The following is a 23,792-nucleotide window of genomic DNA, read 5'->3' as shown; positions in this document are numbered from 1 at the left end:
TATGGAAAAGTCTATCTTCATCAGCCCCTCCATACGACTTTTTGAGTATTAAGAGGTGATTCAGATGGGTTATGAAAGTATGCTAGCGGATATCAAAAGTTCGCTCAACGGAAAAATTTCCGACGTGGAAGACAAGATTGAAAAGCTGAAAAAAGCAAAAAAGGATATAGACACACTGCAAGAAGAGGCAATTACTGAAATCAAAGAAATCGTAAAACCGGAATTGGGCAAACACTGGACAGGAACAAAAGCGGATGATTTCGACAAGGGAAGAGAAGAGGCGAAATCGGAAGCATCTAGGATTGTGAATGATAAATATAACGAGTATATGGCTTCGATTCAAAGCAAAATATTCTGGCTTGAGACAGAGAAATTTGAGCTGAATTTGACAAAAAGCGCAGCGAATGCCGCAGGCGACCTTCTTGCTAAAGGAGAAGACTTTGTAGAAGAAGCAGGAAGACAAATTAGTAAACTAAAATGGTGGTGATCTTTTTTTATGTCAGAAATTAAGCTGAAGTACGACACAGTCATCAAAACATTAGAGTCTGTCAAAGATGCGCTTGCTGACGTAACAATCGGCGCAGCAGGATCCAATGGAAAAAACAATCTCGATTACACGAAAAAATATCATGAGCGTGAGGAGAACATCAAAACCATGCTCGGAGACTACAAAAAAGCGGTACAGAAAAATATCGAGGATACGAAGGATAATGTTGATTCACTGAAAGAGCAGGATGAGGCGATCGCAGTAAAATAGAAGAGAAAGGGCAGTGCGATGAGTAAAGTATTTGAATCACATTCTTTAATCGATGAAGCGAAAAATAGAAAAAAGCAATATGAGACGCTTGAAGAGCAGCTGAACACGCTAAAAAAGGCGTTTCAGGAAGTTGCTGATTTAGGTGACAATTTCAAAGGAAAAGGCGCGGACAATATTAAGGACTTCTTTCAGGGACAGGCGGAAATCGTCGACAGCTGGCTGACGCTTGTCTCTGCTCAAATTGCGTTTTTGAACGGCATTTCAGGAGATATCAAAGATCAAGAACTGAATGATTCATATGTGGAAACTTCTTTTTTGGATCATGAGCTGCCCAACGGAGATTTAAAAGCCTCGGAAATTGTCTCCGCTCATAAAGCAGAAATTGATTCTATTTTGTCAGGCATCAGCGATGTTATTGATCTCGATATGTACTCGCTTGATAATTACGCGGATAAGATGGGCGATGCCCAAAAAATCAGGCGTGACACGATCACGGCAGTCGATAACCTTGATGAATCCCTGACCACTGAATATCAAAATTTAGAATCTTTGGACAACGCAGTGCTCACCAAATATTCTGTTCTTATGCAGGCCACCAGCAATGGGAAAAGCGCATCCCCTATGTACTATGACAAAAAAGCCTTCCACAGCAATGAAGTCTACAAAAGCGTGATTGAAGTAGAAAAGCAAGGAACGACCTATATCGATGCAAAAGCCCAGCAAGCCGAAGCAAGACGGCTTCAGGAAAAGGCTGAAGAAGAAGCGAATAAACCGTGGTACGAAAAAACATGGGATGGAGTTTGCAACTTTACTGGAGAAGTCACTGGCTATTATGATTATAAAAGAGCAACCGAAGGCGTTGATCCGGTTACCGGAGAAAAACTCTCCGCCGCAGAACGTGTGACAGCAGGAGCGATGGCCGCAGCCGGATTCATACCGGTCGTCGGCTGGGCAGGCCGCGCCTTCAAAGGCGGAAAAGCCATCTACAAAACCGGAAAAGCGGCTATCGCGGCCGAACACGCTTTAGACGCCTACAAAACCGGAAAATCCTTAGACATTCTCAAAATGTCAGAAATGGGCGCATACGGCCTTGTTGCGTCAAACGGATTCTCTGAAGCCGTGACAGGCAGAGATATGTTTGGAAACAAAGTGTCTGAGGAGAAGCGAAAGACGGGCGCGCTGGAAGCGGCATTGAGCTTGGTTGGAGCCGGTGCATTGGCGAAACATATAGACAAAGGCATACCGCTTGCAACCCATTCAAAAGTCCAAAAAGCAAACAAAACACTAGAAAAAGTAAAACAATTCAAAGTCCCGACAAACGTCCGTGTGTACGCAGAACGCCCAGTAACAACGAATGGCTTTACATTCGGATTCCCGACAGTCCGTGTCGATGTTGGAACAAAATCTGTTAAAGATCTTGGGATTGTGAAGATGGTTAGCGGAAAAGCTCCTAATTTTTCTAAACTTCATGATTATGTTGCTCATAATAATTATTATAGTTCTAAAGAATTTAGAAGAATTATTAACAAAGCAGAGTACTTTGATCATGGGAAAAAACATATAAAAGCTAAGACTGATGAGCAGGCAAAACAATTCAGTGAGACTGGAAAGAAACAAGCCCAATATTTAGCATCTGTAGATAATAAGACATTAGAGAAAATAGTTTTACAACAAGGTAAAATTGTTGATGATGGAAAAGGAACAATTTATTTTTTTCACCGCTTTGATCAGCCCGTCGGTTATGATTTGGGGAAACCTGCTAACTGGGTAAGAGCAGAGTTGACAAGCGGGGGGAAATACCATGGACATCCAATGAATGATGACAGAATAAAAAATTATTTAAACAAAATGATGTCAAGAGAAGAGTATATTCAAAATAGGAAGTGAATACACTTTGAAAAATGATGATTTTTCTAGAATACAACCATTAAAGTTCCTAGATGGATGGACTGTGGTAGTGAATAATTTAAACTCAGAAAAAAGAACAGAAGAAGAGAATGAACTACTAATACTACAAAATGAAAACCGTAATGCTATTATTAAGGTAATATATGAAAATGATCAATACCAAATCAAAGTAGTTGGCTTAAAAATAGATAAGATTTATGAAGAAAAATCTTTTGTTGAAATGGAACAATTATTAGAAGAGCTAGAACGTCAAATCTTTAGTGTGGGAAGTGGGGGGTTAGAGGATTTGCAGCCACTAAGCCAACAGATTCCCAATTTCTTAAGACTTAGGATACCAGCTGGTTGGACAGTTGACTATATTACAATAAAAGATACTGACCCTAAAACATTAGAGGCAAGTGATGATGCTTGGTTATTTGACTTTAATCAAGATCTCCTGCAGATTTCTCATAAGACAAAAAACTTGTTGCTTGATGTAGGATGGTACCCAGATGGGGATCCAACCGGAAGTTATGGCATTGAACTTATAAAAAACAAAGATTGGGAAAATCCATTAGAAGATATTATGTGCACTGAGCTTAAAGAATTAATTAAACAATTAGATAATATTTTTATGAAAGAAATTAAAAACGAATACTAATAAAGAAGCAGGTTGTACTACCTGCTTTTTTAATGAGGCTTAATTTATCTAATTAGTCTTTTGAGACAGTAGTCTTCGTAAGTCAGAGGTAAGAATACCTCATAGAGCAAACTAGTTACTAAAGAGGTCATGATTTGAGAAATATGTTAAATTAGATGTTCCAAAAGCAAATTTACACCCCCTAAGAATAACACAAGGTTGGAAAGTGAATTATAATCATTTTGTTGAAATAGATCCAAGAACTTTAGAACCGAATGATGATTCCTGGTTTTTGTTCACAGACAGTTTGTTGCAGCTTTATCATGAACAATCCTCAATAACGCTTGATTTAGGCTGGGTTCCTGACATATCTGCTGAAGGTAACTATCTGGTTTCAATAGTTAAAAATAATGATTGGGAATCCCCTATTAAAGAATTTTCATCAGACGACTATAAAAAAGTGATTGCACATATTGAATATCATTTAAAAGAAGTAACAAGGACTTGGTGGAAATAGTTAAATAATTAATGGATTAATGAATGGAATGATTATTATTTATGGAAGATGGAATCAGATTTATTAGTGAATATCCTGAAATCGGTGAATTGCTTCATCGTCTATTTGTGAAAAGGGAATTAGACGAATGGTACAAGAACAAATGTGCAGAGAAAATAAAAGTGCCTGATGAATTTAATCAAATAAAAGGTTTGAAAAAAATTGAAGTTAGAAATTTAAACAATCCTTCAGGAGAAATCAATATCCACTTGCAAGATCTTTCTGGAGAAAATGGATTTCATTTAGAACAGCAAATCAATATGAAAGTATCTAAATTGGTTCCTGTTTATGTACTAGATTATAGTTATTCCCTAAGACACGATTTAATTGATGGCGCTTATGATATTGTAGGGACCGCTGAATCTTTAGAATTCATTCAGGGAACGAACTATATCAATAAAATAATGCAAGAGAAAGGGTTTATCGAACTCAGTTATTTGTATGATTACTACGATACTGTGTATGAGTGGAGTGAATTGCCACATATACAGCCTTTCAACAGAAGATTAACATTAGGAGATGCCTTGTTTACTGATGTATTAGAATTGCTATAGTTAGAAACTTGCCGTGTTGTCATCGGCAAGTTTTTTTATAGATAGGATAACAATGTGGAGTACAAGGAGAAGCGGGATGGGCAGAGTTTATATTTCTCAATTGCAGCCATTAAAAATCTGTGATGGCTGGTCTGTAGTACTGAACAATTTAAACTCAGAAAAAAGAACGGAAGAAGAATATGAACTTCTAATACTGCAAAATGAAAAGCGTAATGCCATTATTAAGGTAATATATGAAAATGATCTATACCATTTCAAAGTGATTGGCTTAAAATTAGATAAGATTTATGACGTAGAATCTTTTGATGAAATAGAACATCTATTAGAAAAATTAGAATATCAAATCTGGAGTGTGGGAAGTGGGGTTTTAGAGGAGTTGCAGCCACTAAGCCAACAGGTTTCCAATTTCTTAAGACTTAGGATACCGGCTGGTTGGACTGTTGACTATATTACATTAAAAGATACTGACCCTATAACATTAAAGGCAAGTGATGATGCGTGGTTATTTGACTTTAATCAAGATCTCCTGCAGATCTCTCATAAGACTAAAAACTTATTGCTTGATGTAGGGTGGTACCCAGAAGGGGATCCAACCGGAAGTTATGGCATTGAACTTATAAAAAACGAAGATTGGGAAAACCCATTAGAAGATATTATGTGTATAGAGCTTAAAGAATTAATTACACAATTGGATAATATTTTTATGAAAGAAATGATAAATGAATACTAATAAAAAAGCAGGTTGTACTACTGCTGTACAGAGAAAATAAAAGTGCCTGAAGAGTTTAATCAAATAAAAGGTTTGAAAAAAATTGAAGTTAGAGATTTATACAATCCTTCTGGAGAAATTGATATCCATTTGCAAGATCTTTCTGGTGAAGTGGATTTGAGATGTAGCTGAGCAGATAAGTCTTTTTTAAGAAGTAAAGAGAGGATAACTAGTGACATGAAAATACATCAAATTCACGATTTTCATCTAAAAGATGAATCGGATTTTGTTCAAACACAACAATCCCTTAAACATAAAATCAACCTATCACCCTCCATCACTCCAGACTCCATCAAAACCTGCGCAGGCGTCGACCTCGCTTATTGGGAGCAGGACGGCGAGCCGTATGGGGTGTGCAGCATTATCGTGATTGACGCCGATACGAAAGAAGTCATTGAAAAAGTGCACAGCATGGGGAAAATCAGCGTGCCGTATGTGTCTGGTTTTCTTGCTTTTCGTGAGCTGCCGCTGATCATCGAGGCGGCCAAAAAGCTGGAGACAGAACCGGATGTGTTTTTGTTTGATGGCAACGGGTATCTGCATTACAACCATATGGGCGTTGCCACACATGCGGCTTTTTTTCTTGGTAAGCCGACAATTGGGATTGCGAAAACCTATCTCAAAATCAAAGACTGTGATTTCGTGATGCCTGAAAATGAAATTGGCGCATATACCGATATTATCATTGACGGTGAGGTATATGGACGGGCATTGCGGACGCGGCGGGACGTGAAGCCTATTTTCTTATCTTGCGGAAATCATATTGATTTAGAAAGCAGCTATCAGATCACGATGAACCTGATCAACCAAGAAAGCAGGCTGCCGATCCCTGTCCGCTTGGCTGACCTTGAAACACATGTTTTGCGAACGTTCTATCAGAAAAATCACGCGTAACACTTGCAGGCCAAGACCTGCAAGTGTTTTTTTATTGATTCCTGTATATTTCGCTTATATATACAGACGGGGACACTCCGGTGACCCGTTTGAACACTCTGCTGAAGTAATAAGGATTAGAAAAGCCTAATGTACTGCTGACTTCGGTTACGTTTAAGTTACTTGTTTTGAATAAATCGATTGCCTGTGCAATCAGCAGTTCATTTTTATAAGCTGTTATGCTTTTCCCTGTTTGCTTTTTGAAAAGGGAGGAAAGGTAGGCGTAATTCATTTCTAACGCGTTTTCTAAATCTCTGCTGACCAGCTTTGCATGCTTGTTGCGGTGCAGAAATTCAATGATTCGGCTGATGATTCTGGAAGAGCGTGTGCCGTCCTGACTGTCTATAGCGTTGCTATACAGGTCAATGAAGAATTGGTAGGTGAGAGAACACGCTTGGAGCGCTCTGAAAGCACTTGGTGATTCAAAGGCATGAATAATGCTGCTTAGCTGTTTTTCTGTGTACTCACGATGAGAGACAGAACCGCTTTTCGGAAAGGTTAATTGCGATGAATAGATGCTGTCGAGAAGGATCGGTGAATTGTGAAATGGAGAAAACTCTTCCTCCTGATACAGGGAAGGTTCGGCATAAAAATGAATGTAGTACCATTCGGTGTGGGGTGTATAAAAATCGCCTCCCCAATGCGGTGTATTGTTCTTAAGAAAAAGATATCCCCCCGCCTGAATGCGATACTCGTTTTCGTTCTCAAATACATGGATCGCGCCTTGTTTTACGTAAAAAAATACACTGATTCCATCCATCGTCCTGTCGGGGTGCCGTAAAGTCCCTTCAATGTCCTTCATATGTCCGGCCTCGCGGATTTTAGGCAAATGATTGGCTTGGAGTTTTACTTCATACATGGCTTCACCATCTTTCTCTTGTCTTATCTCCAGTGTAACGGCTCAATCTAAAAAAAGGATATGTTTTTGATAAATATTGAATTCACATCTCTTATAATCATTTGGATAATGAAAGCATCACCATGAATTGATGAAACTTGATAGGGGGAGATCAAGATGGAAAATGTAACATTATTAAAGGGCTTGTTTTATGATTCTCAGATGAAAGGGAAGGAATATTTGCTTTTTTTGGATGTAGACCGTCTTTTGGCGCCTTGTTATGAGGCTGTATCACAGACGCCTAAAAAACCACGCTACGGCGGGTGGGAGGCAAAGGAAATTGCCGGGCATTCGATCGGTCATTGGCTATCTGCCGCATCAGCCATGTACCAGGCTTCCGGAGATGAAGAACTGAAAAGGAAAGCAGAGTACGCAGTGAATGAGCTGAGTCATATCCAGCAATTTGATGAAGAGGGATATGTAAGCGGTTTCTCTAGAGCGTGTTTTGATGAGGTGTTCAGCGGTGATTTTCGAGTGGACCACTTTAGTCTGGGAGGTTCTTGGGTGCCGTGGTACAGCATTCATAAACTGTTTGCGGGATTAATAGATATGTATCGGCTAACCGGCAATCAGACGGCTTTACGTGTCGTCGTCAAGCTGGCTGATTGGGCAAAAAAAGGATTGGACCGTCTGACGGACGAGCAATTTCAGCGTATGCTGATATGTGAACATGGGGGAATGAATGAAGCGATGGCGGATCTTTATATGCTGACGAAAAACAGAGCATACCTTGAACTTGCAGAACGTTTCTGCCATCGTGCCATTCTTCAGCCTCTGGCAGAGGGGAAGGATGAGCTTGAAGGAAAGCATGCCAATACCCAAATTCCAAAGGTGATCGGGGCAGCCAAGCTGTACGATATTACTGGTAATGAAGCATATAGAAATGCCGCACTCTTCTTCTGGGAACAGGTTGTATATCAGCGTTCCTACGCAATTGGCGGCAACAGTATCGGAGAGCATTTCGGAGCGGAAGGCAGCGAGGAGTTAGGGGTTACGACCGCAGAAACGTGCAATACGTATAATATGCTGAAATTGACCGGGCATTTGTTCCGGTGGTTTCACGAAGCGAGATTTATGGATTACTATGAGAATGCCCTTTATAATCACATTCTGGCATCCCAAGATCCTGATTCGGGCATGAAAACCTATTTTGTTTCTACACAGCCGGGGCATTTTAAGGTGTATTGTTCACCGGAAGATTCTTTTTGGTGCTGTACAGGCACCGGGATGGAAAACCCCGCGCGCTATACGCAGCATATTTATCATATAGATCGAGGTGATCTGTATGTGAATTTATTTATTCCTTCACAATTAAACGTCCGCGAAAAACAACTGATCATCACACAGGAAACCTCTTTTCCGGCAGCGGAAAAAACCAGGCTGGTTGTCAAAAAAGCTGGCGGTGTGCCTATGACGCTCCATATTCGTATTCCTTATTGGATGAATGGCGGCCTCAAAGCTGCGGTCAATGGGAAACGACTTCAGTCGGTTAAGAAAAATGGGTACCTTACTATTCACAAACATTGGAACACTGGAGATTGCATTGAGATTGATCTTCCGATGAAACTCCACATTTATCAAGCGAAGGACGATCCTAAAAAAAGCGTCCTGATGTATGGGCCGGTCGTATTGGCTGGAGCACTCGGGAGAGAGGACTTCCCTGAAACAGATATACTTGCTGATCATCTCGCCCTTAATAACCATCCGTTAATTGATGTCCCTGTGTTGGTTGCAGATCAGGGTCAGTTGGATCATTGGGTGACGCGGGTAGATGAAACATCACTCGTATTTCAAACGAAACCGATTGGCCAGCCGGGGAATAAAGAAATCATATTAGTGCCGTTTTACAATTTGCATCATCAGCGATACTCCGTGTACTGGTACGTGATGACCGAAAAAGAATATCTTGATTTTACAGATGAAGAAAAAGAAAAGCAGGAAATCATCAGGCGCATAACAGTTGATGCCGTTCAGCCGAATGAACAGCAGCAGGAGATAGAACATCACCTAAAAAAAGAAAACTCTTACTCCGGTTACGCGAGTATCGTTCACAGAGGCTGGCGGGACAGCAGAGGAGATGGCTTTTTCAGTTATGAGATGAAAACAGAGCCGAGTCAACCCATGTATTTGCTGGTCACTTATTTTGGTAGCGATGATACCTTTCAATCAGAGGAACAAACATACGAAAGACATTTTGAGATCATGATTGATGATCAACTACTGGCCAGACAGCAGCTAAAAGCTAATCACCCAGGAAGGCTTTTTGATGTATGTTATGACATCCCTGTTGCGTATACGAAAGGAAAAGAGAGGGTGACCGTCACGTTCAAATCCAGCGAGGGAACAGTAGCCGGCGGAGTGTTTGGGGTAAGGATGATAAATGAAAAAATGGTTTTACTTTGAATGCATAGCGATATGAATTGCTCGTTCAAAAACTTGCGGCCCATGGGCCGCAAGTTTTTTATTTGAATGTTCTCCTCGTCAAATCAATAAAAGCCTTTAATGGGGCAGACATCCATTTGTCCTTATGCCATGCTAATTGAGTAAAAACGGGGCATTCGTTCCGCCAATTGAGTTCTTTCATCCGTCCTGCTGCAATATCATCTTGTACTGTCATTTCAGGCAAGATTCCAATACCAAGTCCGGCCATCACGCATTGTTTGATGGCTTCTATGCTGACAAATTCTAATTTGTTAGGGTAGATACCGGAGTCATGTAAAGTGTTCTCAAAGAGCGTGCGGTATGAGCAGCCGTCCTCTGTCAGGAGAAGGGTTTCGTATTGAAGATCCTTCAATGTTACTGATGAGTCTGCTGGAAAAGGATGGTCATTGGCGGCTACCATTTTGATATCATCCTGAATCAGAGATTCAACGTGCAGTGCGTCTTCCGTTCGGTTCACATCCAAAATGAAGGTAATATCAAGCTGGCCCTGTAAGAGCTGTTCTTTCGCTTGTTCATTGGAAATATACGGTTTGAATATGAGCTTTACTTGAGGAAAAGCCTGTTTAAATTCTTTTATGATAGGGGGAAGGCGATAGGTGCACTGGCTTTCCGTCGCCCCGATTTTCAAGGTTCCGGTTGTTTCTCTTACTTGATTTGCGGCCATTTTTGCCTCTTCTGTTAAAGTAATAATCTTCTCGGCATAGGATTTGAATGTTTTGCCGGCTTCTGTCAGGATGAGCCGCTTGCCGAGCCGTTCAAATAAAGGAGTCCCGATTTCTTCTTCAAGTGATTTGATCTGGGAGGTAACGCTTGATTGTGCATAATTAAGCATCTTGGCGGTAAGGGTGAAGTTTACATGTTCTGCCGCCGTAATAAAGGTGATCAGCTGCTTCATTTCCACCTGTTCTCGTCCTTTCTAAATCGGTTTTATCGATTGGAATAATCGAAATAATCATCTGTATTGATTAATAAATCCATTATATGATGGAGAAAATCATTCGTAAACAAAGGAGCAGATGCATCATGAAAATTGCGGTCATTAATGGCGGAACGAGGCCTGGCGGAAATACGGATATTCTTGCGGAGAAGGCTGTTCAAGGACTCGATGCGGAGCACATTCATTTGCGGAAATATCAGATCCAGCCGATTGAGGATCTGCGTCACGCTCAAGGCGGCTTTCGTCCTGTTCAAGATGACTACGATTCTATCATTGAGCGGGTATTGCTGTGCGATATTCTTGTATTCGCCACTCCTATTTATTGGTTCGGCATGTCAGGGACATTAAAGCTGTTCATTGATCGCTGGTCACAGACGATGAGAGATCCTAAATACCCTGATTTTAAAGAACAAATGTCGGCAAAACAGGCATATGTGATGGCAGCCGGAGGAGACAATCCTAAGATAAAGGGGCTTCCGCTGATAGAACAGTTTGGTCACATTTTTAATTTTATGGGAATGTCATTTGAGGGCTATGTGCTTGGAGAGGGCAATCGTCCCGGCGATATTATATTTGATCAGCAGGCAATAGAAGCTGCGTGCAGACTATTGAAAAGAAGTGATGCCGTGTGAAGCTGCTGTTGTCCGTCATTGTTGGAATGCTTATTCTAGGATTCTTTTTATCTTGGAAAATGCCGCGGTCTGAGGAATGGATACACGTCAAAACAAACTCGGCTCAAGAGAAGCAATTTGCCAGAATGTCAGGAAACACGCTGCAAATCAAAAACGTGATCAAAAATGATGCAGGCAAAGAAACAATTTATATGCCAAATGGCATTTCTGGCCCAAAATAAAAAAGCACCCCCTGAGGGTGCTTTTTTCTATAAATGAGGAACTACTAGCCCCCCATATAAAAAAGCCGCGATAATCAGGAAAGCCGGATGCAGTTTGAATTTTGTCATGGCAAGGAGGGAAATGCCCGCAATCACTAAGGATTGAATCCAGCCGATGGCTTTGATGCCGTCGGCGCCGATTTGCCAAGTGAGAATAAGCATCATGACAGCGATAACAGGCTGGACAGACAGTGTCATGCCTTTGATCACGGGTGATTGGCGAAAACGCTGAATGATGCGCAGCAGGACGATTAGCGCGAACGCGGACGGCACAACAGTTGCGATCAGCGCTATCAGAAAGCCGGGCCAGCCGCCTGCGCTGTAGCCGACATAAGCGGCGATTTTGGTTGCGATGGGGCCCGGCAATGCGTTCGCAAGTGCGAGCATGTTAGAGAATTGGTCGTTTGACAGCCAGCCGTATCTGTTTACGACTTCTTCAAACATCAGCGGGATAGAGGCTGGGCCGCCGCCATACCCCAGAACGTTTGCGATAAAAAATGCTGTGAATAAAAACATAATGATCATGAGGCGGACATTCCTTTATCTTTTGAATGTTTATTCGTCATTTTGTCTTTCAGTTTAAAATGAAATGCCCCGTATGCTAAGAAAATGATAATAACGATACCGGGGTTGATCTGTAACAATTGCAGTCCGATAAAAGCGATGATAAAAAACAGGATTCCGGTGACCCAGCCAAATCCTTTGAGCGCTTTTTGCCCAAACTCGTATGCCATGATACCGAGCATTACGGCGATAACCGGCGTTACTGCGCCAATCATGCCGGCAACAACTGCCGAGTGGCTTAAGACGTTTACAGCCGCAAATAAGGCAACCATTGCAAGGCATGTAGGCAGAATGTGGGCCAGAGTGGCAACAATCGCGCCTAGCGTGCCTTTTAGTTTGAATCCCAGATACGCCGCCATCTTGGTAGCGATCGGCCCGGGGAGTGCATTGGCGATGGCTAATATTTCTCCAAATTCATCATCATCTATCCATTTATACTTATTCACCGCTTCATGGCGGATCAGCGGAATCACCGATGGCCCGCCCCCGAAACCTAAGATTCCGGTGCGCACCATTGCGGCGGTCATATCCCGATAAGGATGGTTTTTCATCAGTTTCTCTCCTTTACAGCTTCATTCCCATACGGCTTTTGTACCTTTTGATCAGCATTTGGCAATCAACGCTGACGACGCCCTGAAGCGGATACAGCCGTTTCGTTAAAAACTCTTCCATTTCCTGATCATTCGCGAAGATCCCGTGCATGTGAAGCTTGCTAGGACCAGTCATGTGATAAAGGCTGGTGACCGCAGGTTCTTCTTCAAGCTTTAGGGCGACTTCTTCTAGGAATTGCGGCTCTACCTCGACATTAAAAAACACGGATACATGAATGCCGATTTTAGCTGGATTGATTACGGCTGTGAATTTTTCAATAACACCTGCTTCAATCAGCTGATTAATGCGTGATTGAACCGCAACACGTGATAATTCAACTCTTTTGCCAAGATCCGTATAAGAAATCCTCCCTTCCTCATGCAAAATGGTAAGAATCTGTTTGTCTATCTCATCAAGAACAAGGTTAGGGATTTGATACTCATTGCCCATTTGTTCCACCTGCTTTCGTTTGACTTTTAGTCAATATTTTATCATATAAGTTTCATTTCGTAAGAGAAAATTTAAATTTATTTTCTTGATGAATATGAAAATACTTTTATGTTTACGAAAAGGAGAAAGTCCGTCAGCTTTTCTTCCGGATCAGTAGATGCGAAAAACCAGGGTCTCTATAATGAAGAAAATCTCTTGCAAAGGGGACTTGTGATGAACAGTTCTATTATCGGCACTAAGCAAATGGTCGTCAGTCCGCATTACCTCGCATCACAAGCGGGAAACCGCATTCTGGAGAAGGGAGGAAACGCATTTGACGCCGCTGTCGCCGTAAGCGCTTGTCTGGCGGTTGTCTATCCGCATATGACGGGGCTTGGAGGAGATTCCTTTTGGCTGACCTTTCATCAAAAAACAAAGGCGGTAAGAGTGTACAATGGCAGCGGCCGTTCAGGAAAAAATGTGACGAGAGACGTGTATAAGGGGAAAGATGAGATTCCGCTGCGGGGGATCGACAGCGCAATTACCGTACCGGGAATGGTCGATAGCTGGGATGCCGTATTGAAGACATACGGACGGATGTCGCTTTCTGATGTATTGGAGCCTGCACTCCATTATGCTGAAAATGGTTTTCCTGTATCTGCAGATCAGTGCCGGCATACAGCGACGAATCTTAAATTGCTGGCGTCAACACCTTACACCGCTGATATCTTCACGAAAAACGGCAAAGCACCGGTCCCCGGCGAACGGTTTGTGCAAAAAGAGCTTGCGAACAGCCTGAAAATGATTGCTGAAAGAGGAAGAAGCGCATTTTATGAAGGTGATATCGCTCAGCGCATTGTCTCGTATTTACAGCATAATGGCAGCTATATGACACTTGATGATTTTACAGCACACAAGGGTGAGTGGATGGAGCCTGTATCCTGTGATTACCGGGGGTACAGTGTGTATCAGGCGCCGCCGAATTCCCAAGGTTTTACGGGTTTAATGACGCTGAACATTCTGGAAAACTATGATTTCAGCCAAATTGAACATGGTTCATTTGCCTATTATCATGTGCTCGTGGAGGCACTGAAAAAGAGTTTTCTAGATCGGAATGCCGTTCTGACTGATCCGGCGTTTGCTGATATTCCGCTGGAAAGGCTCTTGGACAAAAGCTATGCCAAGCAGCTGGCGGAAGAAATCGGTTATATAGCTGAACCGGCGGAAAGCAGACCGGTAGGCAGTGATACCGCCTATGCGGCGGTGATGGATTCGGATGGCAACGCGGTGTCGTTCATTCAAAGCCTTTACTTTGAATTTGGCTCGGCTGTTACTGCCGGCGATACAGGCATTCTCATGCAAAATCGCGGTTCCTTTTTCTCATTGGATGATAACCATGTCAACACACTTGAGCCGAGAAAGCGCAGCTTCCATACGCTGATGCCGGCTATGGTCTGTAAGAATGGGAAACCGAAGATTTTGTACGGCACGCAAGGAGGCGAAGGCCAGCCGCAGACTCAGACAGCAATCATCACCCGGATGCTGGACTATGGAATGCATCCACAGCAGGCAATCAGCGAACCGCGCTGGGTATGGGGCAGAACGTGGGGCGAGGATTATGAAGGTCTCAGAGTTGAGAACAGAATTGCAGAGAAGACGGTCGACATGCTAAAAGAAAGCGGCCATCTCGTGGAGACAGTCAGTGATTATGACCCGCTGATGGGCCACGCAGCAGCAATCGCAGTGGATGAGGAGGGCTTTCTCCAAGGAGGAGCCGACCCAAGGGGGGATGGGGCGGCTGTTGGGATTTGACTAGCTAGAAAAATATACATATGTATATTAAGAGAGCAAGAAACAGGCCAGCCTCAATCAGGTGGTACATATACTGTTTATCTTCAGGTCTATACCTCCATTCTATAAAAAAGCGTAGAGAATCAATCGAAATAAAAAATAAAAGAAGCATATATCCCACAGGGAAAAAGATCATAGAAAAAACAAATAAAATAAGTAAACAAATTTCTATTAATCTCTGTGTGCTGCTAACTGGCTTATACAGCCAGCCGGATTTATGGATACCGAACTTTTTCTTGATAAGAAATTGCAGTGCTGTGCTGAACGATACTATGACCAGAAATACCAGCCAAAAATGAGTACTCATACCAATCCCTCCTAAACCCATCTCTTTATACGTTTGTGGGAGAGAAAATGTTTCATAGAAAAACACCCGGGGGGGATTACTCCGGGTGTTGCATTTTTATAGGGTGTGTCTGCTGCTGAAAAATGGTTTTCATTTTATCCCATGCGATTTCTGTGTTTTCATCGAGATCAAAGAGGCCTGAATTGCCGATGATAAAAATGTCATTCCCAGCTTCCGCAAGCATGCGGAAGGTTTTTTCATTACAGGAGCCGTCAACTTCAATGGCATACGTATAATGATTTGTTTCTCTCCATTTTTTGGCCGCCCGGATTTTTTCCGTCATTTCTGCGATAAACGGCTGCCCGGCAAAACCCGGATCAACGGTCATAATCGTCAGTTTATCAATCAAATGAACATAAGGGCTGATCCACTCTAGCGGAGTGGCCGGGTTCAATACAATCCCGACCTTTGCGCCATGATCTTTGATTTTGTGTATCAGCCGAAACGCCGCCCGGTTAATCGTTTCGGCGTGCACGCTAATGTAATCAGCGCCGGCCTCTGCTGTCATATCGATAAAATCCTCCGGCCTCTCAACCATCAGGTGGGCATCAATCGGGAGAGCTGTCACTGTTCTGAGCTGGCTGATGAAAAATGGGGACAGCGTAATGTTTTTGACGAAATGGCCGTCCATAATGTCAACATGATACATATCGGCACGGCTGTTTAGAATGGTGATCTGCTCGTTGAATTTTGTTAAATCCATACACATCAGAGAAGGTGAAAATAAATGTTTCATGACGCAGCATCCCTCACTTTAATTACATAATTGTATGATCCAGCCAAGAAGAATCCCAATAATGCCAAAGTCTGAATCACCGTAAGTTGTGCCTTCAAATCCGAGCGAGCCAAGAACCGGCAGAAGAAACGCAGGCAGAAAAGAAATGAGAATACCATTGGCAAACGAACCGAGTACAGCACCCCGCACGCCGCCGGTTGCATTTCCGTAAACTCCCGCCGCCGCTCCTGTAAAGAAATGCGGTACAAGTCCCGGGACAATAACGCTGAGACCGAAGACCGGAAGAAGAAAAATCGATACAATACCCGCCAGGAAACTGGATAAAAACCCGATAATCACAGCGTTGGGCGCAAAAGGAAATACCGTCGGACAGTCAAGAGCGGGTTTGGCGCCTTTCACTAGCTTTTCTGCGATGCCTTTAAAAGCAGGGACAATTTCCGCGATTACCATCCGAACCCCCGCCAAGATGACATATACCCCAGCAGCGAATGTAATGGCCTGCATAAAGGAATAAACGAGAAAATGGCTTCCGCCGCTCAACGATGCTTCAATATAGTCCTTTCCGGCGAAAGGAGCGACAATGAAGAAAAGGAGTGCCATCGTTAAAGAAATGGAGACTGACGTATCCCGCAGAAATCCTAATGATTTCGGAACTTTGATATCCTCAGTGGAATGAGATGGATTGCCCGCATGTTTGCCGATGAATCCAGCAATAAAATAGCCGGCAGAACCGAAATGGCCGAGAGCAAGATCATCGCTCCCTGTAATTTTTTTTGTATACGGCTGAAGGATGGCGGGTGACAGCACCATCAGCCCCCCAAGAATAATGGCGCCCGCAGCAATGAGAGGAACACCGCTGATGCCGCCGGTAATCAGCACGGCCGAAATCAATGAAGCCATGTAGAGAATATGATGGCCGGTTAAGAAAATATATTTAAATGGCGTTAGACGCGCCAGCAATATGTTAACAATCATTCCGAAGATCATAATGAGTGCCGTTTCTGTACCAAACGTTTTTTGAGCAATGGCTGAGATTGCATCTGTATTGGGTACGACGCCTTTAATGTGAAATGCTTTTTCGAACATGCTGCCGAATACCGCAAGTGAATCTGAGACAATCGCCGCCCCGGCGCTGAGGATGACAAATCCCATTGCCGTTTTCAGTGTGCCCGATACGGTATCCGCAGCGTTTTTCTTTTGCAGAAGCAAACCGGCTAAGGCAAAAAGTCCAATTAAGATAGCAGGAGTTCCCAGGAAATCGTTTATCAAAAAATCAAGCATCAGATGCACCCCCGTCGTCTATGTTTTTTTGTGTTACAAGTTGGTAAGGATGGCTTCTTTGATTTCTTTCTGGTCCAGCAGGTTTTTGAGTCCGACCACGTTACGCGTTCCATCGTCAAGGCCTGACACAATATCGGCTGATCCTAAATACAGATCCGCTTGCTCTGTTTTGCTTGAGGTGAGGTCTGTATGTGTCACATCAGCGCTGATGTTCAGTTCATCAATGATTTTTTTTACATTCATTTCAACAATAAAGCTTGATCCGAGTCCATTTCCGCAAACGATTAAGATTTTTTTCACTTGAATCACTCCTAATTTGAATATTTTTGAATCATTGGCAGCACATCTTCCGCCGATTGAGCGTTAATCAGCAATTGAATGTTTTCCGGCTCACCCAGCATATTCGTGAGCTGGGAGAGGGCTTTCAAATGGGTGTCATTGTCAATTGCCGCGAGCACGATAATCAGCTGAACTGAATGCTCGGGCTTCTCTGAAAAGGAAACGGCTTGTTTCAGTCTCAGAAAGCTCATACCGATTTGATTCACACCGTCTTCAGGCCTGGCGTGCGGGATGGCGACATTCGGCGTAATGACGATATATGGGCCCAGTGTCTGAATCGTGGCAATCATGGCATCGACGTATTGCGGGGTAACAGACCCGTCATCCAATAGTGGATTTGCCGCCATGCGGACGGCATCTTCCCAACCGGGGGCAGAATCGGCCATCGTTATATGGTTAGCTGTCATTAATTCAGCAAGCATTGGTTTACGGTTCGCCTCCTTTTCATGTTTGTGCGGCTGTCCTAAATATTCGGTCAGTTCTTGCATCAGCTCTGTTTTATGAATGCCTTCTGCATGTTTTTCGATGATGCTCATGATGTCATGAACACTTGGATGGAAATGGGCAGCGCTGTTTGAGAGCGCATCTACTTTTTTCAGCAGGCTGATCTTTTCCTTGCTGTTCAGTATGGGGTTGACGATGAGCACAGGCACCCCTCTGTCTGGGAGCGGAACGGTAGAGATCAGGACATCCGTTTCAAGCGTCATTGTTTCATAGACACGTCTTGAGACGGTTTCCAGAATATCGACATTCGGCAGAAGATCTTCAATTTGGCTCTGCAAAATTTTTGATGTGCCGATGCCGCCCGGACAGACAATAACCGCTGTTTTTCTAAGTGAGGGCGCGACCCCTTCGCGTTTCATCCAGCCTCCGAAATGCATGGCGATAAATGCTGTTTCTTCACTGCTGACAGGCTTTCTTAATTCTTTTTGAAGGTGATGAACGACTTTTTTCGTTAAGCAGAAAATATCACTGTATTTCGTTTTGATGGAGGCAGCTATCTCACTCTCATGAGGGGTGATATCATATTTAATCCTGTAATATGCTGATTTCAAATGAAGCACCAGATGTTTTTTTAGATTTTCCGGGTCTTGAAAAAGCACGCAGGCGTAACGCTGGAAATCGACAATCATTCTGTCCGCAATATCATGTACCGCACCCAGCTCACCTGCAATGAGACTTGCAGCGGGGAACTGACTGATTTTAGCCCCTAGCAAATGGATCGTGAAGTAGCACATTTCTTGATCAGAAATAAAGGCTTTTTCAGGCAGTTCCGCCGCTTCCACCGCTCGAACGGCCGCTTCATATTCCTTCGTTTGCCTGATGGCGTATTGCTCTTCTTGTTCTAGAGTAATTTCTTTTCCCGCCTGTATTCTGATCAGAAATAACGTAAAGTGCACACTTAAGCCAGCGAGAACATGATCAGCAAATTTCATGTGAAGAAGTTTTTCGAACGTCAGTAGCATAGAGCGCATGATTTGGATTCGCTGCTCACAAGCAGCTGGATCGGGGCAAAGATCTGTAACCGCCGCAGTGCTGCTGCTCTTTTGCATGAGCTGATTTGCATATTCAGCCAGCATTTTTCGCTTTTGCTGCTCTAATCCTGAGAAAAAGTAACCCTTTTCTTTGGTAAAGCAAAGAATGATACCGAATGTCTTCAGCTTTTCGCGAATATGCTTCATATCCTGAATGGCAGTGTTGCGGCTAACGTGATTTTCGTCAATGAAGTTTTGCAGAAGCAACCGTTTGTTTCTCGTTAAGATACGTAGGATGACTCTTGCCTGTCGCTCTGAAGGAGAATATTCATAACTTAAATTTGTCAGCGTTTTCATTTCTGATGTCAGCATTTTTTTCGTTTGTTCTTCTAAATAAAATCCTGCTGAACGCCTTCTTTTGATCGGTGTCAGTCCTGTCTCTTTCAGCCAGCCGTTAATTTTTTCAATGTCATAATACAGCGTTCTCCTTGAAATGTTTAATTGCTCCGTTAATTCGCCGCAAGTAACATAGCTTTTTGTGTTGAGAACCTGGTGAAGTATGGCTGATCTTCTTTGGTCTAAAGGCATGCCCATCAGCTCCTTATGTGCAGGTGATATCAGTCTGCCGTCCTTCTCTTCGTGCGGGCTTATTTCAATTGTAATGGGCAACATCTGAATTTATAAGACCAAATCAGTGCAAACGATTTGTGCAAATATCATTCCTTCACACAAAAAAAGCCAGGCACATGCTGTGCCGGCTTTTTTTAATAACAGTGTCTTTTTGACTAGTTTCTTCTATATAAATAGTCCTTTTATGAACTCGGACGAATCAATGTAAATTCTTCACCGAGCTTTGCATAATGGTTTCCGGCTAATCTGGAAGCCGGCTTTAATTCGTCCGTCAAAATATACCCTTTATCTGCGTCATACACCTTCTCATCGAGGTGAAAACAGACAACTCTGCCAATAAGCAGATCAGCCGTGGTTACACCATGATCATTGTCGAATGTGATATGCCGTTCGAGTTTACATTCAAAACGAACACGGGCTTCTTGAATGCCAGGCACTGAGACAGCTGTGCTCTCTACAGAATGGAGAGAGGTGCGTGTCATTTCACTTTCATCCGGCCCTAAACTTGCCGCCGTTTCATTGATGTCTTCAATGATGGCTTCATCACTGACATGGACGACAAATTCACCGTTTTCTATCGCGTTTCTGGCTGTATCTTTTTGCCGTCCTTCTGACCGGTTAACAGAAATACTGAGTAGCGGAGGATCTGAGCTGACCACGTTATAGAAACTGAAAGGCGCCGCATTAATTGTCCCGCTTGAAGAAAGTGTTGTAACAAATGCGATCGGGCGCGGAATAACGGCACCTGACAGCAGCTTATACGTGTCCTTGGAACTAAGCTCTTCTGCTTGAAATATGTACATAACAACACCGCCTTTATTGTAAGGATACCATGAGTATAACGAAATCCATTCAAAGAAACCAAATAATGCGGGTTGCATATGCTATGTCATGACATATAACTGATATAGGGGAATTAGAAAATAGGCTACCGTACGTATGCCGGAGCCTATGACAGTTTTGTATTATTTATATTTCTTTTTGACTACCCAGCAATTGCCGTCTTTCCAGAATTCTTTTTTGCTGTCGTAATCATCTTTTTTGTGGTGCTGAAATTTTCTGCCGTATTTATTGTGAGATCTTTTCTTATGAGAACAGAACGATTTTTTGTAGCTGCGTGATCTTTTCTTGTGAGAGCAGTAAGACTTTTTGTAGCTGCGTGATCTTTTCTTGTGAGAGCAGTAAGACTTTTTGTAGCTGCGTGATTTTTTGCGAGAACAGAACGATTTTTTGTAGCTGCGAGACTTTTTGTAAGAACGGTAAGATTTTTTGTAGCTGCGAGATTTCTTGTGAGAACAGTAAGATTTTTTGTGGCTGCGAGATTTCTTGTGAGAACAGTAAGATTTTTTATGGCTGCGAGATTTCTTGTGAGAACAGTAAGATTTTTTATGGCTGCGAGATTTCTTGTGAGAACAGTAAGATTTTTTATGGCTGCGAGATTTCTTGTGTGAGCGGTGCGACTTTTTATGACTGCGTTTTTTTCCACGAGGCTCTTGGTATAAATACGTTTTTAAACCTTCTTTTTTTGCGGATTTCACCGCTTCTTTGATATCAGAATGGGAATAGTGGCCCAATTGAAATCCTCCTTTTTGTAATTGGTTTAAGGATGAAGATCCTTACTACACACATAGTACGCACGATTGTAAAAAGTGTATAAGTGTTCCGCTGAGATCTCACAAAAATAAAAGCCTAATTTTGAAGGGGGACTACGGATGAAGAATCAATCAAATTTGCCTCTGTATCAGCTGTTTATTCATCCAAAAGACTTACGGGAATTAAAAAAGGATATATGGGATGATGAACCGGTTCCGGCTGTGCTGAAAGTGAATCAGAAAAGATTTGATATCGACATCGCTTATCGCGGATCTCATATTAGAGATTTCAAAAAGAAGTCGTACCATATTTCCTTTTATCAGCCGAAAACATTTCGCGGCGCCCGCGAGGTTCATTTGAATGCGGAATATAAAGATCCTTCCATGATGAGAAACAAATTGTCTCTCGATTTTTTCTCAGAGCTGGGGACGCTGTCTCCGAAGGCAGAATTTGTGTTTTTAAAGGTAAATGGGAAGAATGAAGGAGTGTATCTTGAGCTTGAATCCGTCGATGAATATTATTTAGCGAAAAGGAAGCTGGCGGACGGAGCCATTTTTTACGCGGTTGACGATGATGCTAATTTTTCTCTCGTGAGTGATTTGGAGAGAGAAACGAAGACGTCGCTTGAGCATGGGTATGAAAAGAAGACAGGGACCGAGGAAGATGATTTTTATTTACAGGATATGATTTTTAAAATTAATACTGTCCCTAAAGCTCAATTTAAATCAGAAGTGACAAAGCATGTGAATATCGATAAGTATTTGCGCTGGCTGGCTGGCATTGTGTTCACCTCAAACTATGACGGGTTTGTCCATAATTACGCTTTGTACAGAAGCGGGGAAACCGGATTATTTGAAGTGATTCCTTGGGACTATGATGCGACCTGGGGCAGGGATATCCACGGAGAGCGGATGGCTGCAGATTATGTAAGAATTCAAGGGTTTAATACATTAACCGCTCGCATTTTGGATGAACCCGATTTTCGCAGGTCCTACAAGCTTCTGTTAGAAAAAACGCTCCAATCCCTCTTTACCATTGAATATATGAAACCAAAAATATTGGCGCTTTATGATCAGATCAGGCCGTTTGTCCAGATGGACCCATATAAAAAGAGTGATATTGAACGTTTTGACCGTGAGCCGGAAGTGATTTTTGAGTATATTAAAAATCGTTCACAATACATCAAAAGCAATTTAAGTAATTTGTGAATGCATGATTATAGGTATTCGCTGAAAATCAGACATTTAGGCTATTCAATTAGTTCAAGAAATAACTGTGACACGTATATATGCAATATATTTATCATCTATGTATAAATGACTAGGAGGGAAATGAATGAGCAAGAGGAGAATGAAAAATCATTCAAATCATGATATATCTTACTATCATTTTTTGCATTCAATGCAAGATAAAATTGTCACTGTATATCGAGGAGGTCCGGAATCTAAAAAAGGAAAATTGGTAGCTGTAAAATCAGATTATATCGCCTTACAAACTGAAAAGAAAACCATTTATTATCAATTGGATCATGTCAAAAGTATTACAGAGGATACCAATAATAGCACAACAACAATTGAGACGGCAGAAATGGCTGATGCTGATGATTTTCACAGCTTAATCGGACAGTTTATGAACCAATCAGTGCAATTAAATCAAGGCGGCCCGGAATCTAAAAAAGGAAGTTTGGTATGGCTAGGTGATGATTTTGCTGCGTTAGACACAAATGAGGATGGAGTAGTTTATTTTAATATTCATCACATCAAAAGCATAAGTAAACATGAGGAAGCTTTAAATAAAGAAGGACATACGCCAGGTGTCTTGGAAGCTGATCATTTAAACGAAGTTTTTAAGAGCTTAACTCATAAATGGGTTTCGATTAATCGAGGAGGACCAGAAGCAATTGAAGGGATCCTCGTAGATAATGCGGATGGTCATTATACTTTAGTGAAAAATCAAGAAGTGCTTCGGATATATCCTTTTCATATCAAGAGCATCAGCTTAGGTCCAAAAGGCTCCTACAAAAAAGGTGATCAAAAGAAAGAACATGATGATAAAGAAGAAAGCAAAAATGATATAGACCAAAAACAAAAACACGAAGAAGAGGGGGACAGTAGTTCGTTAACCTCTTCAAAATCATATAGCTCATCAAGTTCGTCCAAATCATATCGGTCACCAAGATCTTCAGACTATCAATCGTCAACATATGATCGTTCATCAGACAACAAACGCTCGTCCAAATCATATCGGTCATCAAGATCTTCAGATTATCAATCATCAACATATGATCGTTCATCAGATACCAAACGTTCGTCCAAATCATATCGGTCACCAAGATCTTCAGATGATCAATCGTCAACATATGATTATTCATCAGACGCCAAAAGTTCGTCTAAATCATATCGGTCACCAAGGTCTTCAGATTATCAATCATCAACATATGATTGTTCATCAGACACCAAACGTTCGTCCAAATCATATCGGTCATCAAGATCTTCAGATTATCAATCATCAACATATGATCGTTCATCAGACACCAAAAGTTCGTCTAAATCATATCGGTCATCAAGATCTTCTGATTTTCATCGTACCGGAAGCCAAAAGGAAGATTATAGCTATGAAACGATTGTTAAAACGATAGACTATCATTGGAAGCGCAAATTTTAATTGATAATGAAGGTGCATCAGATAAAGT

Annotated in this window: 26 protein-coding genes; 14 read left to right on the top strand and 12 right to left on the bottom strand. The window is 42.2% G+C overall.

Annotated features, from left to right (window positions below; translation table 11 throughout):
- The first annotated feature begins 64 nt into the window (after nt 1-64).
- From V6D42_RS12235 to V6D42_RS12200, 8 genes are all read left to right on the top strand, one after another.
- Nucleotides 65-487: a YwqH-like family protein gene (locus V6D42_RS12235; RefSeq protein ID WP_333513402.1), complete on the top strand. Its 423-nt coding sequence runs from the start codon at nt 65-67 to the stop codon at nt 485-487.
- A 9-nt stretch (nt 488-496) separates the two neighbouring features.
- Nucleotides 497-757 (top strand): YwqI/YxiC family protein, encoded by a 261-nt coding sequence (locus tag V6D42_RS12230; RefSeq protein WP_254517911.1) that lies wholly within the window; start codon nt 497-499, stop codon nt 755-757.
- 18 nt (nt 758-775) lie between these two features.
- Nucleotides 776-2,644, top strand: a complete 1,869-nt coding sequence (locus V6D42_RS12225) for a ribonuclease YeeF family protein (protein ID WP_333513401.1) — start codon at nt 776-778, stop codon at nt 2,642-2,644.
- A gap of 7 nt (nt 2,645-2,651) precedes the next feature.
- Nucleotides 2,652-3,305 carry a hypothetical protein gene (locus V6D42_RS12220; RefSeq protein WP_333513400.1) on the top strand — a complete coding sequence of 218 codons (654 nt, stop codon included), beginning with the start codon at nt 2,652-2,654 and terminating at the stop codon, nt 3,303-3,305.
- Between the two features lie 205 nt (nt 3,306-3,510).
- Entirely contained in the window at nt 3,511-3,801 is a 291-nt protein-coding gene (locus V6D42_RS12215) for a hypothetical protein (protein ID WP_333513399.1), read from the top strand.
- Between the two features lie 41 nt (nt 3,802-3,842).
- Nucleotides 3,843-4,394 carry a hypothetical protein gene (locus V6D42_RS12210; protein ID WP_333513398.1) on the top strand — a complete coding sequence of 184 codons (552 nt, stop codon included), beginning with the start codon at nt 3,843-3,845 and terminating at the stop codon, nt 4,392-4,394.
- A 76-nt stretch (nt 4,395-4,470) separates the two neighbouring features.
- The gene (locus tag V6D42_RS12205) at nt 4,471-5,124 is read left to right on the top strand and encodes a hypothetical protein (RefSeq protein ID WP_333513397.1); all 654 of its coding nucleotides are present in this window, start codon (nt 4,471-4,473) and stop codon (nt 5,122-5,124) included.
- Between the two features lie 216 nt (nt 5,125-5,340).
- Complete coding sequence (locus tag V6D42_RS12200; protein WP_333513396.1) at nt 5,341-6,057, top strand: endonuclease V; 717 nt, start codon at nt 5,341-5,343, stop codon at nt 6,055-6,057.
- 31 nt (nt 6,058-6,088) lie between these two features.
- Here V6D42_RS12200 and V6D42_RS12195 read toward each other — a convergent pair whose 3' ends face one another.
- Entirely contained in the window at nt 6,089-6,955 is an 867-nt protein-coding gene (locus V6D42_RS12195) for a helix-turn-helix domain-containing protein (RefSeq protein WP_333513395.1), read from the bottom strand.
- 156 nt (nt 6,956-7,111) lie between these two features.
- On the opposite strand from V6D42_RS12195, the gene V6D42_RS12190 reads away from it, so the two are divergent.
- Nucleotides 7,112-9,397, top strand: a complete 2,286-nt coding sequence (locus V6D42_RS12190; protein ID WP_333513394.1) for a beta-L-arabinofuranosidase domain-containing protein — start codon at nt 7,112-7,114, stop codon at nt 9,395-9,397.
- Between the two features lie 58 nt (nt 9,398-9,455).
- Here the strand turns inward: V6D42_RS12190 and V6D42_RS12185 are convergent, their stop codons facing one another.
- Entirely contained in the window at nt 9,456-10,337 is an 882-nt protein-coding gene (locus tag V6D42_RS12185; RefSeq protein WP_333513393.1) for a LysR family transcriptional regulator, read from the bottom strand.
- 122 nt (nt 10,338-10,459) lie between these two features.
- On the opposite strand from V6D42_RS12185, the gene V6D42_RS12180 reads away from it, so the two are divergent.
- Both V6D42_RS12180 and V6D42_RS12175 read left to right on the top strand, forming a co-directional pair.
- Nucleotides 10,460-11,005: a flavodoxin family protein gene (locus V6D42_RS12180; protein WP_333513392.1), complete on the top strand. Its 546-nt coding sequence runs from the start codon at nt 10,460-10,462 to the stop codon at nt 11,003-11,005.
- On the top strand, nt 11,002-11,226 hold the full coding sequence (locus tag V6D42_RS12175) for a hypothetical protein (RefSeq protein WP_333513391.1): 225 nt from the start codon (nt 11,002-11,004) through the stop codon (nt 11,224-11,226). Before V6D42_RS12180 ends, V6D42_RS12175 begins: the two co-directional genes overlap by 4 nt.
- 27 nt (nt 11,227-11,253) lie before the next feature.
- Here the strand turns inward: V6D42_RS12175 and V6D42_RS12170 are convergent, their stop codons facing one another.
- The 3 genes from V6D42_RS12170 to chrS are packed head-to-tail and all read right to left on the bottom strand — an operon-like array spanning nt 11,254 to nt 12,870.
- Nucleotides 11,254-11,790: a chromate transporter gene (locus V6D42_RS12170; RefSeq protein WP_326129390.1), complete on the bottom strand. Its 537-nt coding sequence runs from the start codon at nt 11,788-11,790 to the stop codon at nt 11,254-11,256.
- Nucleotides 11,787-12,380 carry a chromate efflux transporter subunit ChrB gene (chrB, locus tag V6D42_RS12165; RefSeq protein WP_326129389.1) on the bottom strand — a complete coding sequence of 198 codons (594 nt, stop codon included), beginning with the start codon at nt 12,378-12,380 and terminating at the stop codon, nt 11,787-11,789. Before chrB ends, V6D42_RS12170 begins: the two co-directional genes overlap by 4 nt.
- 13 nt (nt 12,381-12,393) lie before the next feature.
- On the bottom strand, nt 12,394-12,870 hold the full coding sequence (gene chrS, locus V6D42_RS12160) for a chromate efflux transcriptional regulator ChrS (protein WP_326129388.1): 477 nt from the start codon (nt 12,868-12,870) through the stop codon (nt 12,394-12,396).
- A 213-nt stretch (nt 12,871-13,083) separates the two neighbouring features.
- Between chrS and ggt the strand changes: the two genes are divergently transcribed.
- A complete protein-coding gene (gene ggt, locus V6D42_RS12155; RefSeq protein WP_333513390.1) occupies nt 13,084-14,661 on the top strand; it encodes a gamma-glutamyltransferase in 1,578 nt (525 codons plus the stop codon).
- A gap of 4 nt (nt 14,662-14,665) precedes the next feature.
- Here ggt and V6D42_RS12150 read toward each other — a convergent pair whose 3' ends face one another.
- The 7 genes from V6D42_RS12150 to cotG form a co-directional block, all read right to left on the bottom strand.
- The gene (locus V6D42_RS12150; protein WP_333513389.1) at nt 14,666-15,007 is read right to left on the bottom strand and encodes a DUF4181 domain-containing protein; all 342 of its coding nucleotides are present in this window, start codon (nt 15,005-15,007) and stop codon (nt 14,666-14,668) included.
- 76 nt (nt 15,008-15,083) lie between these two features.
- Nucleotides 15,084-15,782, bottom strand: coding sequence for a D-allulose 6-phosphate 3-epimerase (gene alsE, locus V6D42_RS12145; RefSeq protein WP_333513388.1), 699 nt, complete (start codon nt 15,780-15,782; stop codon nt 15,084-15,086).
- An 18-nt stretch (nt 15,783-15,800) separates the two neighbouring features.
- Nucleotides 15,801-17,063 (bottom strand): PTS ascorbate transporter subunit IIC, encoded by a 1,263-nt coding sequence (locus V6D42_RS12140; protein WP_333513387.1) that lies wholly within the window; start codon nt 17,061-17,063, stop codon nt 15,801-15,803.
- A gap of 33 nt (nt 17,064-17,096) precedes the next feature.
- Nucleotides 17,097-17,363 carry a PTS sugar transporter subunit IIB gene (locus V6D42_RS12135; RefSeq protein WP_024123087.1) on the bottom strand — a complete coding sequence of 89 codons (267 nt, stop codon included), beginning with the start codon at nt 17,361-17,363 and terminating at the stop codon, nt 17,097-17,099.
- Between the two features lie 11 nt (nt 17,364-17,374).
- Nucleotides 17,375-19,465: a BglG family transcription antiterminator gene (locus V6D42_RS12130; RefSeq protein ID WP_333513386.1), complete on the bottom strand. Its 2,091-nt coding sequence runs from the start codon at nt 19,463-19,465 to the stop codon at nt 17,375-17,377.
- A 224-nt stretch (nt 19,466-19,689) separates the two neighbouring features.
- Entirely contained in the window at nt 19,690-20,310 is a 621-nt protein-coding gene (locus tag V6D42_RS12125; RefSeq protein WP_168748918.1) for a flavin reductase family protein, read from the bottom strand.
- A 162-nt stretch (nt 20,311-20,472) separates the two neighbouring features.
- Nucleotides 20,473-21,081 carry a spore coat protein CotG gene (gene cotG / locus V6D42_RS12120; RefSeq protein ID WP_333513385.1) on the bottom strand — a complete coding sequence of 203 codons (609 nt, stop codon included), beginning with the start codon at nt 21,079-21,081 and terminating at the stop codon, nt 20,473-20,475.
- Between the two features lie 138 nt (nt 21,082-21,219).
- Between cotG and cotH the strand changes: the two genes are divergently transcribed.
- Both cotH and V6D42_RS12110 read left to right on the top strand, forming a co-directional pair.
- Nucleotides 21,220-22,308 carry a spore coat protein CotH gene (cotH, locus tag V6D42_RS12115; protein WP_333513384.1) on the top strand — a complete coding sequence of 363 codons (1,089 nt, stop codon included), beginning with the start codon at nt 21,220-21,222 and terminating at the stop codon, nt 22,306-22,308.
- A gap of 127 nt (nt 22,309-22,435) precedes the next feature.
- Complete coding sequence (locus V6D42_RS12110; RefSeq protein WP_333513383.1) at nt 22,436-23,764, top strand: spore coat protein CotH; 1,329 nt, start codon at nt 22,436-22,438, stop codon at nt 23,762-23,764.
- Nucleotides 23,765-23,792 lie beyond the last annotated feature (28 nt).

This window comes from Bacillus sp. 0909A, from assembly GCF_036765115.1.
Lineage (GTDB): Bacteria > Bacillota > Bacilli > Bacillales > Bacillaceae > Bacillus > Bacillus mojavensis.
This window is presented reverse-complemented; position numbering and strand designations above follow the sequence as displayed.